General features: G+C 67.4%; 10 protein-coding genes. 8 read left to right on the top strand and 2 right to left on the bottom strand.

What is annotated here, in order from left to right; all coding sequences use genetic code 11:
• Nucleotides 1-132: 132 nt before the first annotated feature.
• A complete protein-coding gene (gene pbpC / locus AC1KAR_RS09495) occupies nucleotides 133-2,220 on the top strand; it encodes a penicillin-binding protein 1C (protein ID WP_480317819.1) in 2,088 nt (695 codons plus the stop codon).
• Between the two features lie 45 nt (nucleotides 2,221-2,265).
• Here pbpC and AC1KAR_RS09490 read toward each other — a convergent pair whose 3' ends face one another.
• Nucleotides 2,266-3,303, bottom strand: a complete 1,038-nt coding sequence (locus AC1KAR_RS09490; protein WP_480316821.1) for an alpha/beta fold hydrolase — start codon at nucleotides 3,301-3,303, stop codon at nucleotides 2,266-2,268.
• Between the two features lie 160 nt (nucleotides 3,304-3,463).
• Between AC1KAR_RS09490 and alaC the strand changes: the two genes are divergently transcribed.
• Nucleotides 3,464-4,648, top strand: a complete 1,185-nt coding sequence (alaC, locus tag AC1KAR_RS09485; RefSeq protein WP_480317817.1) for an alanine transaminase — start codon at nucleotides 3,464-3,466, stop codon at nucleotides 4,646-4,648.
• A gap of 66 nt (nucleotides 4,649-4,714) precedes the next feature.
• Here alaC and AC1KAR_RS09480 read toward each other — a convergent pair whose 3' ends face one another.
• Nucleotides 4,715-5,071: a phage holin family protein gene (locus tag AC1KAR_RS09480; RefSeq protein ID WP_480316819.1), complete on the bottom strand. Its 357-nt coding sequence runs from the start codon at nucleotides 5,069-5,071 to the stop codon at nucleotides 4,715-4,717.
• Nucleotides 5,072-5,295: 224 nt separating this feature from the next.
• Between AC1KAR_RS09480 and AC1KAR_RS09475 the strand changes: the two genes are divergently transcribed.
• The 6 genes from AC1KAR_RS09475 (at nucleotide 5,296) to AC1KAR_RS09450 (ending at nucleotide 13,300) form a co-directional block, all read left to right on the top strand.
• A complete protein-coding gene (locus AC1KAR_RS09475) occupies nucleotides 5,296-8,463 on the top strand; it encodes a S8 family peptidase (RefSeq protein ID WP_480316817.1) in 3,168 nt (1,055 codons plus the stop codon).
• A gap of 287 nt (nucleotides 8,464-8,750) precedes the next feature.
• A complete protein-coding gene (locus tag AC1KAR_RS09470) occupies nucleotides 8,751-9,458 on the top strand; it encodes an energy transducer TonB (protein WP_480316815.1) in 708 nt (235 codons plus the stop codon).
• 44 nt (nucleotides 9,459-9,502) lie between these two features.
• A complete protein-coding gene (locus tag AC1KAR_RS09465) occupies nucleotides 9,503-10,222 on the top strand; it encodes a MotA/TolQ/ExbB proton channel family protein (RefSeq protein WP_480317815.1) in 720 nt (239 codons plus the stop codon).
• Nucleotides 10,223-10,232: 10 nt separating this feature from the next.
• A complete protein-coding gene (locus AC1KAR_RS09460) occupies nucleotides 10,233-10,652 on the top strand; it encodes an ExbD/TolR family protein (protein WP_480316813.1) in 420 nt (139 codons plus the stop codon).
• Between the two features lie 6 nt (nucleotides 10,653-10,658).
• Nucleotides 10,659-10,868, top strand: coding sequence for a hemin uptake protein HemP (hemP, locus tag AC1KAR_RS09455; protein ID WP_480316811.1), 210 nt, complete (start codon nucleotides 10,659-10,661; stop codon nucleotides 10,866-10,868).
• Between the two features lie 149 nt (nucleotides 10,869-11,017).
• Nucleotides 11,018-13,300: a catecholate siderophore receptor Fiu gene (locus AC1KAR_RS09450; protein ID WP_480316808.1), complete on the top strand. Its 2,283-nt coding sequence runs from the start codon at nucleotides 11,018-11,020 to the stop codon at nucleotides 13,298-13,300.
• Nucleotides 13,301-13,332: the final 32 nt, after the last annotated feature.

Raw genomic sequence — 13,332 nt, 5'->3', positions numbered from 1 at the left:
TCCCTGCTCAAGAGGTATCGAAGCCCTGCTCAGGCGGTGCCCGGGCTTCGATACCTCAGCCTGAGCGGGTGGGGGTGTGCGAAGAAGAGTTTCAGGCTCGCCCGAACATGCGTGGGGCTCTCTCTGGCGGTGATGGCAGGTGGCGCACTTGCCGTGCCTGCCTTCAACGAAGTGAAGCTCGCCCACCGCCCTTCCGACATCACCCTGCTCGACCGCCGGGGCATCCCCATCCAAACTCTGCGCACCGACATGTCCGTGCGCCGCCTCGCGTGGGTGCCGCTGGCCGACATGTCGCCCGCGTTGCTGCACGCCATCGTGCTCAGCGAAGACCGGCGCTTCTACGAGCACAGCGGCGTGGATTGGAGTGCGGTGGCGCAAAGCGCGTGGGCCAACCTGTGGAACACGCGCACACGCGGCGCCTCCACGTTGAGCATGCAGCTTGCCGGCCTGATCGATGACGACGTGGCCCGCCCCGCCGGTGGTCGCAGCGTGGCGCAGAAGATCGGCCAGGCCGTCACCGGCGCGCAGTTGGATGCGCGCTGGTCGAAGAGCCAGATCCTCGAGGCCTATCTCAACCGCGTGCCCTTCCGCGGTGAGCTGGTGGGCATCGGTGCCTTGTCGCAAACGCTCTTCGGCAAGTACCCGAGCGGCCTCGACGCGCACGAGGCCGCCATTGCCGCGGCACTCGTGCGCGGCCCCAACGCCAGTGCCGACGTGGTCGCGCAGCGCGCCTGCGGCATCCTGCGCCAGCAGAACGCCGAGTGCACCGGCGTCACGGCGCTCACCCACACCGCCCTGCAGCGCCGTGGTGGCATGCCGCTCGGCGAGCAGCTCGCGCCGCACCTCGCGCGCCAGGTCGACACCGGCACAGCCGCCCAGGTGCGCACGACGCTCGATGCCCGGCTGCAGCGCGTGGCCATCGCCACGCTGCGCCGCCACCTCGCCGAGCTGCGCGGCCGCAACGTCGAAGACGGCGCCGTGCTGGTGCTCGACAACGCCAGCGGCGAGGTGCTCGCCTGGGTCGGCTCCAGCGGCAATCTGTCGGCGGCGGCGCAGGTCGATGGCGTGACCGCACGCCGCCAGCCGGGCTCCACGCTCAAGCCCTTCGTCTACGGCCTCGCCTTCGAGCGCCGCTACATCACGCCGGCCAGCCTGCTCGACGACGCGCCGGCGGAGCTGTCCACCACCAACGGCCTGTACCTGCCGAAGAACTACGACCTCGCCTACAAGGGCTGGGTCTCGGCGCGCACCGCCCTCGGCGCGAGCCTCAACGTGCCGGCCGTGCGCGTGGGCGCCATGCTCGGGGCCGACGCGCTGCACGCGCGGTTCAATGCGCTCGGCCTCGCGCTACCCGAACCGGCCGGCTACTACGGCCACGCGCTCGCGCTCGGCGCGGCAGATGTCGCGCTGCTGTCGCTCACCAACGCCTACCGCACGCTCGCCAACGGCGGGCTCTACACCCCGGCCACGCCTGTGGTGCGCCGTGCGCCCGCACCACCACGCCGCGTGGCCGATGCGGCCGCGAGCTACCTGGTCGGCGACATCCTCTCCGACAACGCCGCGCGCGCGCGCACCTTCGGGCTCGACAGCGTGCTCGCCACGCCCGGCTTCGCCGCGGTGAAGACCGGCACCAGCAAGGACATGCGCGACAACTGGTGCATCGGCTACACCGATCGCTACACGGTTGGCGTGTGGGTGGGCAACGCAAGCGGCGAGGCCATGCACCACGTGAGCGGCGTGAGCGGCGCGGCGCCCGTGTGGCAGTCGCTCGTGCGCTGGCTGCATCAAGGCCAGCCCTCGCAGCGGCCGCCCCTGCCACGCGGCGTGGTCCGCGAGCCGGCGCAACTGGCCGCGCAACGCGAAGCCCCGAGGGAGGAACTCTTCCTCGCCGGCACCACGCAGCGGCAATGGCAAGCAAGCGCGCAGGTGAGCGGCGCGCAGCGCTACGGCATCACCAGCCCACGCGACGGCAGCCTCTTCGCGCTCGACCCCGACATGCCGCCGCACACGCAGCGCATCCGCTTCGAAGGCGAGCGCGGCGTGTGGCTGCTCGATGGAAAGCGCGTGGCGCGAGGCACGGGCCACGACTGGGCGCCTTGGCCGGGGCGGCATGAGCTGCGGCTCGTGGCCGACGATGGGCGCGTGGTGCAGACTGTGAGGTTCGAGGTGCGTGGGGCGGGGGTGAAGACGGTGGGGTTGGTGTCACCTTCACGCCCGTAGGCAGGGGGTCCGCTTCAGATTGGCCTTCGAGCCTGTGGACAGACTTCACCGCTTCTGCATGCCTAGCACCTCGATCACCGCGTCGATCACCGCTTGCGGGTTCTCCCCTGGGATGTTGTGCCCGACACCGGCGACCACGCGGTGGACACCACGGCTCGACAGGCGGGCGATCTCTTCGTGTGACGTTCGTACCTCTGCTTCGAATGCTCTGCTGAGCTCACTGGGGGGTTGTCCGGGTGTCGCGTAGGGGCTGATGCTGCGACTCAGGTACACGAGCGGCAGGTCCCCGAAGCGAGCGCGTGCGGCACGCAGCTGTGTTGCACTTCGGCCGTAGTAGTTGGCAAATTCAGATCTCGCGGCGTTCAGCCGCTTCGGCTCCTGCTGTGCCGCCTTCACCACGGGCCACAGGACTGGCCCGTAGGTGTTGGAGCTGTCGCCCACGCACTGCGTGTGGGCGTCGGTTCCTTCTTTCACGCCCGCGCGCAGCGCCTTGTCGCAGGCCTCGTGCATCGCTTTTTCCTGCGTCAGCAGGGTGGAGAACCTTCCGCCGGTCACGCGGTTTCCACGCTCGGGTTCGTCCTCGTGTTCGCTGTCGACGATTACCAAGCCAGCGACCTCCTTGGGCCAGGTGTAGGCGTAGAGCTGCGCAACGCGTCCCCCCAGAGAGAAGCCGACCAGCACATACGGTGGCTTCAGGTTTGCACGATGAAGCAGGGCGTGGAGATCAGCAGCCGACTGCGCGTGGGTGGACGGCCGTGTTGCCGCATCACTGAACCCATAGCCCGCGCGGTCATAAACGCAGGCGGTGGTCAGCTTGGCTACAGACGGATGCACGCCGAGCCAGTCCCAGCTCTCCTGTCCCATTCCTGCATCGAAGATTACGACCGGGCCACCGTTGCCTTTGCAGAAAAGGTTCAGTCGACGACCGTGATCGATGTCAACAAGCCGGTGGGCTCGCGCGTAGTCGGCAGCATCGCCCGCCGCGCCAGCGCGCGAGGGATCAGACAGGGAGGTTGCGAGTGCACCTACCAGCAGCAACGATCGCAGGTTCCGGTGTCCGTACACATGGGGATGGATGGGCATGGCATGTCGATGCAGCGGGCCTCTTCGGCCGGACGAGGGATGCTAGCGCTGCTGCAGAAGCGACTCCCAGGAACGGGCTTGCCTTACCATCCCCTCCGCCCCGCACCACGCAGGGCACGTCGCTCGGACGGTTCCGGGCGCTTACGTGAAAGTCAATTCAATGTCTGTCTCGGGCAAGCGCCGCTTTGCGCGCATCGATCGCCTCCCCCCTTACGTCTTCAACATCACGGCCGAGCTGAAGCTTGCGGCGCGCAGGCGTGGCGAAGACATCATCGACATGAGCATGGGCAACCCCGACGGGGCTACGCCGCCGCACATCGTTGCCAAGCTCGCCGAGGTCGCGCAGCGGCCCGACACGCACGGTTATTCAGCCAGCAAGGGCATCCCGCGCCTGCGCCGCGCGATCTCGCATTGGTACCGCGATCGCTATGCGGTGGAGATCGACCCCGATCACGAGGCGATCGTGACCATCGGCTCGAAGGAGGGCCTTGCGCACCTGATGCTTGCCACGCTCGACCGCGGCGACACCGTGCTCGTGCCTGACCCGAGCTACCCCATCCACATCTATGGCGCGGTGATCGCGGGGGCCGACATCCGCTCGGTGCCACTCGTTCCCGGTGTCGACTTCTTTGCCGAGCTGGAGCGCGCCATTCGTGGCAGCTACCCCAAGCCCAAGATGATGGTGCTGGGCTTTCCGTCGAACCCGACTGCGCAATGCGTGGAGCTCGATTTCTTCGAGCGCGTGATTGCACTGGCGAAGAAGCACGACATCTTCGTCGTGCACGACCTGGCGTATGCCGACATCGTGTTCGATGGCTGGAAGGCGCCGTCGATCATGCAGGTGCCGGGCGCGAAAGACATCGCGGTCGAGTTCTTCACGCTGAGCAAGAGCTACAACATGGCCGGCTGGCGCGTGGGCTTCATGGTGGGCAACCGCGATCTCGTGGCGGCGCTGGCGCGCATCAAGAGTTACCACGACTACGGCACCTTCACGCCGCTGCAGGTGGCGGCGATCGCCGCGCTCGAGGGCGACCAGGCGTGCGTGAAGGAGATCGCCGCGCAGTACCAGCGCCGGCGCGACGTGCTGGTCAAGGGCCTGCACGAGGCCGGCTGGATGGTCGAGAACCCGAAGGCCTCGATGTACATCTGGGCGCAGATCCCGGAGCGCTACCGCGCGATAGGATCGCTGGAGTTCGCCAAGCTGCTGCTGGAAAAGGCCAAGGTGAGCGTGTCACCGGGCATCGGCTTCGGTGACCACGGCGACGACCACGTGCGATTTGCCTTGATCGAGAACGAAGCGCGCATCCGCCAGGCGGTGCGCGGCATCAAGGCGATGCTGAAGTAGCCCGCGCTGCCCATCGGCTCGCGCGGTGTCGTGTGTGATGGCGGCGTGCTGCGCCGCCATCACCGCTCAGCCCTGCTTGAAGAAGATCCGTTCCAGGGCGGCGTCGATGATCAGGCCGAACACGCTGTAGATCAGCGAGCCGATCAGTGCGGCGCCAAAGCTTGCGACTGCCAGGCCGCTGAGGATCTGCGCTGCAAAGTAGAACATCAGCGCATTGATCACGAACAGGAACAGGCCGAGCGTCAGCACCGTCACGGGCAGCGTCAGCAGCACCAGGAGCGGGCGCAGCAGCGCGTTCAGCAGCCCGAGGACGACGGCGGCGATCATGGCCGAGCCGAAGCTCGCCACGGACACGCCGCCATAGATTTGCGCCAGCAAAAGCAGCGCGGCTGCGAGCAGCAGCCAACGGATGATGATTTTCATGCCCGCGAGGATAGCGGCAGCTCGCGTGAGCGAGCACGCGCTGCGCGATCGGATCCTCGCCGGCTGGTTCCTTCATCCCCCTAGTGGTAGGGGGTCGGCGTGCCTTGACGCCATTGGCACCCAACGCGGAGCATGGCCGCTCACCCAACCCCCACACCACGCTCAGGGCGCGCACCTACCCCCGGCACGCTTCTGATCGGACGTGACCCCACAAGGAGTGCTTCGTGTCCATATCGTTTTCCTGGAAGACAGGCTTGGCCCTTGCCGCGAGCCTCGTGATCGCCGCTTGCGGCGGTGGCGACAGCGGCCCCGCTCAGTCCGATGCCGACAAGGCGCCGCTGGCCGACCCCAGCTCACGCAGCGTCGGTGCCCTGGCGCCACCCGGCGGTGCGATCGCCGGCGTGGTCGACAAGCAGCTCGCCAACGCGAGTGGCCCGGTCGATGTGTGGGTGAGCCTTTCCGATACGTCGGTGGCCGCGGCGGCCGTTGCCCTGAGTTCGCGTGCACAGGCCGCGGGCGGCACCGAACCCGATTCGGGCAAGAACATGCGAGCCTTGCGCGCGGCGCCCGACAGCATGCGTGCGGCTCTGCGCTCGCACCGTGCGGCGCTGGTGAGCAGCCAGTCGGCCGCCGCCAGCCGGCTGCAGGCGCTGGGCGCAGTGGAGCTGGGCCGCGTGCATGTGGCGCACAACGCCATTGCGGTGCGTGTCGATGCGCGCCGCCTGCAGGCGATTGCGGCCCTGCCCGGCGTGACCAAGGTGCGCCGCGTGGTGCACCACGAGATGAGCCTGAGCGAAACCGTGCCGTACATCGGCGCGAGCGCCGCGCAGGCCACGGGCGTGGATGGCACGGGCGTGAAGGTCGCCGTGATCGACTCCGGCGTCGACTACACGCACCGCAACCTGGGTGGCGAGGGAACGGCCGCGGCCTATGAGAAGGCCTTCGGCACGAGCACCAGCGACCCGCGCAACACGACCATCGACCCGAGCGTGTACCCCACCACCAAGGTCGTGGGGGGCTTCGACTTCGTCGGTGACGCCTGGCCCAACGGCGCGCGCACCGAAGACCCCAATCCGATCGACTACCAGGGTCACGGCACGCACGTGGCCGACATCATCGGCGGCAAGAGCCTCGACGGCGCACACAAGGGCGTGGCACCCGGCGCACAACTCGTGGCGCTGAAGGTGTGCAGCTCGGTGGCCACCAGCTGCAACGGCATTGCCATCCTGAAGGCGATCGATTACGCGATCGACCCGAACGACGACGGCGATCTCTCCGACGCGGTCGACGTGATGAACCTGTCGCTCGGCTCCAGCTATGGTCAGGTCGAAGACGACAGCACCGAGGCACTGACCAACGCGGTCAACCTGGGCATCGTGGTCGTGGCGGCGGCCGGCAACAGCGCGAATCTGCCTTACGTGGTGAGCTCGCCCTCCATCTCGCCGGGGGTGATCAGCGTGGCGCAGACGGCGGTGCCGAGCGCCACCTCATACCGCCTGCGCGTGGATGCGCCGGCGGGCATCGCCGGTGAGTACGGCAACACCGCCACCGTCGACTGGGCGCCCGTCGGTGCCGGCTTTACGGGCGACGTGGTCTTCGCGGGCACGGCATGCCCGGGCGAGGCGCTGCCCAACGTGGCCGGCAAGGTGGCCTTGATCGACCGCGGCACCTGCTCCATCAGCCTGAAGGTGGACGCGGCCGGCGCAGCCGGCGCCACCGCAGTGCTGATCGGCCTCATCGCCCCGGGCGATGCGGTCTCGTTCAGCTATGGCGGCGGCACGAACATGGTGCCCACGCTCGTGATCCAGCAGTCGCTGTCCAGCGCGATCAAGGCCAACATCGCCGCGCCGGTGCACGTGACGGTGTCCGACGCCACCCGCGTGGCGATGGTCGGCAGCATGGCCAGCACCTCGGCGCGCGGCCCGAGCATCAGCTTCCAGACCATCAAGCCTGAGATCGGCGCGCCGGGCGCGTCGGTGTCGGCCGTGGCCGGCAGCGCCGATGGCGAAGAAGCCTTCGGCGGCACCTCGGGCGCCACGCCCATGATCGCCGGCTCGGCGGCGCTGTTGTTGCAGGCGTTCCCGAACCGCTCGCCGCTGCAGGTGAAGGCGATGCTGATGAACAGTGCCACCACCGAGGTCTACACCCAGCCGGCCTTGCTGCCCGGGCGGCTGGCGCCGATCACGCGCATCGGCGCGGGCGAAGTGCGCGTCAACAAGGCGCTCGCGCTGGGCGCTGTGGCCTACAACCGAGACGACCTCTCGGCCGCGCTGTCGTTCGGTGCGCGCGAGGTGAGCCTGCCGGTGGAGTACGAGAAGAAGCTCGTGGTCGAGAACCTGAGCAACAAGGCCAAGACCTTCACCATCCGCAACGGCTTCCGCTATGCCGATGACCAGGCCAGTGGTGCGGTGTCCGTGCACGTGCCCGGCAGCGTGCGGGTGGCGGCCAACAGCCGCGAAACCATCACCGTCAAGCTGCGCGTGAACCCGCGCAACCTGCCGGATTGGGCCCTCAACGGTGGCGCACTCGGCGGCCGCGGCGACCTGCTCGACGGCCCCGAGTACGACGGCTACCTCACGCTCACCGCGGGCACCGAGGTGCTGAGCGTGCCCTGGCACATCCTGCCGCGCAAGGCGGCCGATGCGGGCGCGCTGATCGCTCAGCGCTCCAACTGGCCGGGCGGCATCATCCTCTTCGCCAACGCCGGCCTGGCCGACAGCGAGTTCGACGTGTTCGCCCTCACCGGCACCAGCACCAAGTACCCCGCGGCCGACCAACCCCCGCCGGGCTCGAGTTTCGCACTCGTCGACATGCGCGCGGTGGGTGTGCGCTACGTGGCCGAGGCCGGCGCGCTGCAGTTCGCCATCAACACCTTCGGGCGGCGCGCGCACCCGGCCTACCCTGGCGGGTTCGAGATCGACATCGACGTCAACGCCGACGGCGTGCCCGACTTCGCGGTCTACAACCAGGAGCAGACCGGTTTCGCCGCCACGGGCGTGACTTTGGTCTACGTGCTCAACCTGACCACGGGCGCCAGCACGGCGTACTACTACGACGATGCGGATCTCAACTCGGCCAACACCATCTTCTCGGTGCCCCTGGCCGTGCTGGGTGTGACGCCGCAGACGCAGCTGAGCTTCTCGGCCTTCGCCTACGACAACTACTTCACCGGCGCCACCACCGACCAGATCCTCGACATGCGCTTCACGCCCGCCACGCCGCGCTATGCGGTGGTGGGCGACAGCAGCGGTGTCGTGCGGTCGTTGCGCCTGGGCCGCGTCGACACGCAGAGCGTGGCGAATGGCGCGGCGGCGTCGCCATCGCAGACGGGCTTCCTCGTCATGATGCGCAGCAACGCCGGCAAGGAGGCCGAGGTACTGGTCGTGAACTGACCGGGGCTTCGCGCAAGGCGGTCCGCAGCGCGCGATCGCCTTGCTTCATCGCCTGACCAGCAGGGCCGCCTTCGGGCGGCCCTTTTTTGTGGTGCATCGCATGAGGCCGGCCGCTGCTGCAACCGGCCCGAGGCCCGATGGAATTTATGCACGATCGTGCGGCAATGTGCGTTCTGCACCACGCTCCTCAATTTCGCAAATGCGAATCGTTCGCGTTAGTGCTAGACTTTGCGTTTTCTGCTTTGCGGCTCACACGCAAAGCTTTGTTTCCCCCTCACTCGCACTCCATGTCCACGCATTCCGTTGCTGCCGCGTCCGTGCCCCGTGCGCCGCTTGCGCCGCGCCGGCCGCCTGCCTCGTCCGACGGGCTGAGTACTGGCCAACGCCGCGGCGTGATCGCGGGCATTGCGCTGGCGCACGTCGCAGGCATCTGGGCCATCCTTCAGGTGCCGGCCGTGCGCGAGGCGGTGATGGAGTCGGCACCGATCTTCGTGGAGCTGCTCGCTCCGCCGGCGCCACCCGCGCCGCCGCCGCCGCCCGCCCCGCCCGTGGTCAAGGCACCGCCGCCCAAGATCCTGGCGGCGCCGCCCAAGCCCACGCCGGCACCCGCCGCCTTCGAGGCCCCGGCCGTGCCCGAAGAGCCCGCACCCACGCCGCCGATGCAGACCGTGATCGAGGCCCCGCCCGCGCCCCCGGCGCCGCCGGCCCCGCCCAAGATGATCCCGGCGTCGGCGGTCGAGTACCTCAGTACGCCGCTCGAATACCCGCGCACCTCGCGCCGCCTGCAAGAGGCCGGCACGGTCACCCTGCGTGTCTATATCAATGAGCAGGGCCATGTGGCCGCCGTGCAGCTCAGCCGCTCGTCAGGCTTCCCGCGCCTCGACGAAGCCGCGCTCGCGTCGGTCAAGAAGTGGCGCTTCAAACCCTATACCGAGAACGGCGTGGCCATGTCGGGCTACGCCGTGATCCCCGTGATGTTCGAACTGGAGAAATGACTGTGTCTACTGCTGATTCCGCACTGGGCTTCGGCCACTTCATCATGCAAAGCGATGTGGTGGGCAAGTCGTTGCTCGTCATCCTGGTGCTGATGTCCGTGGTCTCGTGGGCCATCATCGTCATCAAGGGCTTGTCGATGATGACGCGCAAGCGCCGCAGCGAGAAGTTCCTCGACTTCTTCTGGAACGCCACCTCGCTCGACTCGGTCTCCAACGAGATCGCCACGCACGGTGCCAACGACCCGTTCTCGCACCTCACCAGCCATGCGATGCATGCGCAGGCGCACCACGCCAAGTACGGCGCCGCCAAGCTCGAAGAGGCGGGCACCTCGGGCGACTTCGTCACCCGCACCATCAAGAAGGTGCTCGACGAAGAAACCACCCGCATGGAAAACGGCCTGGCCATGCTCGCCACCGTGGGCGCCACCGCGCCGTTCGTCGGCCTGTTCGGCACGGTCTGGGGCGTGTACCACGCGCTCGTGGCCATCGGCATGAGCGGTGCCGGCACGCTCGACAAGGTGGCCGGCCCCGTGGGCGAAGCGCTCATCATGACCGGCCTGGGTCTTGCCGTGGCCATCCCTGCGGTGATGGGCTACAACTGGCTCACGCGCTCCAACCGCGTGATCCTCTCCAAGCTCGACGCCTTCGCCTACGAGCTGCACACCTTCGTGTCGATGGGCCAGCCGCTGAGCAGCGAGACCTCGCCCGCACCGCTTCAACCGGTGCGCAACGCTGCTGCGGCGGGCCGCCCGCGCGCCGCCTGAGGAGAGCAGCATGGCTTTCGCTAGTTTCGACAACCGCAGCGCCGGCGCGCCCATGGCCGAGATCAACATGGTGCCGCTCATCGACGTGATGCTGGTGCTGCTGGTGATCTTCATCGTCACCGCGCCGCTGCTCACGCAGGCGGTGAAGCTGGAGCTGCCGCGCGCCAACGCGCAGCCCAACATCCAGAAGGCCGAGAAGGTCGAGTTCGCGATCGACGCCAACGCCCAGCGCTTCTGGAACGGCGAGCCGATCGATCGCGCCGAGGCTGCGCGCCGCTTCGCCGAAGAAGGCAAGAAAGAGCCGCAGCCCGAGATCCACCTCAAGGCGGACCAGAGCGTGCCCTACCGCGAGGTCGCGCACACGCTGGCCGACGCCACCAAGGCCGGCCTCACCAAGGTTGGCTTCATCAGCGACCCCGAGCAGCCTTGAACCACCATGATCACGCCCGCCTTGCCACCCGGTTCTCCGATCGACCTGCGGCGTGAGCCGCAGCCGGAACGCGCTGCACACAGCTCGCCGGAAAGCATCCCGCGGATCAGCAGCGACGAGCTGCTGGCCGGCGGCGTGGAACTGCACATCGAGCACCACGGCGCGCTCTACCGCTTGCGCCAGACCTCTCTCGGCAAGTTGATCCTCACCAAATAAAAAGCTGCGAGCGTTCCCGCTCCGCGCGTGCAAGGCCATCAGGGAAAGCGCCTCGCCGTACACCGATTTCGTCAATCTCTTAGCCAGCTCTTCGCCAGCCAAGGAACACCTTCGTCGTCGTTCGACATCTCATCATTCAGGAGAACACCTTGGCCTACATCAAGAGCCGCAAGCATGCGCCTGCGCGGCAATCCGCCTTCACCTACCCCGCGGCCCTGGGCCTGATGGCCATCGCCATGCCAGTGGTCGCCCAGACCACCACGCCGCCGGCCGAACCAAAGCCGGCCAGCGCTCAGGAGGTGACCTTGCCGGCCGTGAAGGCCAAGGCCGCCGCCGAGTCGGAGTTCAAGGCCGAGAAGATGGAAAGCCCCAAGTTCACCCAGCCGCTGGTGGACACGCCGCAAACCATCACCGTCATCAAGAAAGAACTGCTGCAGCAGCAAAGCGCCACCACGCTGACCGAGGCCCTGCGCAACACCCCGGGCGTGACGCTGCAACTGGGCGAGAACGGCAACACCACCACCGGTGACGGCATCTTCATGCGCGGCTTCGACACCGCCAACAGCATCTTCGTCGACGGCATCCGCGACATGGGCGCCATCTCGCGCGACATGTTCAACATCGAGCAGGTCGAAGTGGTGAAGGGCCCATCGGGCTCCGACAACGGCCGCGGCGCGGCCTCGGGTTATGTGAATCTGGTCAGCAAGACGGCCAGCCAGGAAGCGTTCAACAACGGCAGCGTCGTGCTCGGCACCGACAAGCGCCTGCGCGCCACCGCCGACCTGAACCGCCCGCTGGAATTGGGCATCCCCGGCTCTGCGCTGCGCCTGAACGTGATGGCGCAAGACTACGGCGTGCCGGGCCGCGACGAGACCGAGAACAAGAGCTTCGGCTTCGCGCCTTCGCTGGTGTTCGGTCTGGGCACGCCCACGCGCGCCACCTTCAACTACCTCTACGTCAAGCAGAACAACATCCCGGACGGCGGTGTGTCCACCATCGGTCTGCCGGGTTACACCTACCCCGCCAATACGCTGCCCGGTTCCCCGGCTGTCGATCGCAGCAATTTCTACGGCTCGACCGGCGACTACAACGACATCACCGTGAACATGTTCACCGCGAAGTTCGAGCATGACTTTGCGCCAGGCATCGTGCTGCGCAACACCTCGCGCCTGGGCCACACAGAGCAGGACTACCAGCTGACGGGCGTGAACGGCGTCAACCCCGCTGGCAGCGGCTTCGTGACCAGCGACCCGTCGACCTACACCATTGCGCGCAGCCGCCAGGGCCGCCACCAGTCGAACGAGATCCTGACCAACCAGACCAACCTGCAGACGGCCTTCAAGACCGGCTCGGTCGAGCATGACCTGTCGACCGGTGTCGAGTTCACCTACGAGCGCCAGAACCAGGTCAACAAGTCATTGCCGACCGGCGTGACTCAAGCGCCGGCCAACCTGTACAACCCCAGCACCGGCGACGTGTTCCGTGACACCGTCGACACCGGCGCCTACAACAAGGGCAGCACGTTGACCGCAGCGGTCTACGGCTTCGACACCTTGAAGTTCGGCGAGCAATGGCTGCTCACGGGCGGCCTGCGTTGGGAGAAGTTCCACACCGAAGCCAACAGCGCGAGCGGCACGCCGCTTGTGCAGGCGGCGCCTTTGAGCGTGAACGACAACCTGCTGAGCTGGAAGCTCGGTGGCGTCTTCAAGCCCACGCCCACCAGCAGCGTCTACGCGGCGGTGTCCAACTCTGCGCAGCCCCCGGGTGGCAACAACTTCCAGCTCGCCAACAATGGCAACAGCCAGAACCGCACGGACTTCGAGCCGCAGGAAGCCAGCAACATCGAGCTGGGCACCAAGTGGGATCTGCTGGACGGCAAGCTCGGCCTGACGGGTGCGATCTACCGCGCCGAGAACAAGAACGAGATCGTTTCGGACGGTGGTACGCCGGCCACCTACTCGCAGATCGGCAAGCGCCGCGTTGACGGGCTCGAACTGGGTGTCGTGGGCCAGATCACCCCCGACCTCAACGTGAACGCCGGTTTCGCCTACATGGACTCGGAGATCCTGCAAGGCACCACGGGCGCCAGCGGCTCCACGGGCAACACGATCGTCTACACGCCCAAGATCACCTTCACCTCGTGGGTGAGCTACAAGGTCCTGCCCGCGCTGACGATTGGCGGCGGTTTGCGTTACGTGGACACCGTGTCGCGCACCAGCAACTCGAACGTCGCCAGTGGCGTGGTCGAGATCGACGACTACTGGATCGCCGATGCGATGGTCAGCTACGACGTGACGAAGAACGTCTCGCTGCAGCTGAACCTGAACAACCTGTTCGACAAGGAGTACGTGGCGTCCGTCAACAACGGCGGTTCGCGCTACGTTCCTGGCGTCGCTCGCAACGCGCTGCTCACGGCGAACCTGTCGTTCTGAGGTTTGAACCCCATGTCGGCGCTTGTTGTCTT

The sequence above is a fragment of the Piscinibacter sp. PDB1-1 genome, assembly GCF_056675995.1.
The sequence above is the reverse complement of the archived record's forward strand: the minus strand, read 5'-3'. Positions and strand labels throughout refer to the sequence as shown.

Bases quoted from the DNA above. Each gene is read 5' to 3' on its own strand.
- alaC (WP_480317817.1), top strand. From the start codon at position 3,464: ATGTCTGTCTCGGGCAAGCGCCGCTTTGCGCGCATCGATCGCCTCCCC.
- AC1KAR_RS09470 (WP_480316815.1), top strand. From the start codon at position 8,751: ATGTCCACGCATTCCGTTGCTGCCGCGTCCGTGCCCCGTGCGCCGCTT.
- AC1KAR_RS09465 (WP_480317815.1), top strand. From the start codon at position 9,503: ATGCAAAGCGATGTGGTGGGCAAGTCGTTGCTCGTCATCCTGGTGCTG.
- AC1KAR_RS09490 (WP_480316821.1), bottom strand. From the start codon at position 3,303: ATGCCCATCCATCCCCATGTGTACGGACACCGGAACCTGCGATCGTTG.
- AC1KAR_RS09460 (WP_480316813.1), top strand. From the start codon at position 10,233: ATGGCTTTCGCTAGTTTCGACAACCGCAGCGCCGGCGCGCCCATGGCC.
- AC1KAR_RS09480 (WP_480316819.1), bottom strand. From the start codon at position 5,071: ATGAAAATCATCATCCGTTGGCTGCTGCTCGCAGCCGCGCTGCTTTTG.
- hemP (WP_480316811.1), top strand. From the start codon at position 10,659: ATGATCACGCCCGCCTTGCCACCCGGTTCTCCGATCGACCTGCGGCGT.
- pbpC (WP_480317819.1), top strand. From the start codon at position 133: ATGGCAGGTGGCGCACTTGCCGTGCCTGCCTTCAACGAAGTGAAGCTC.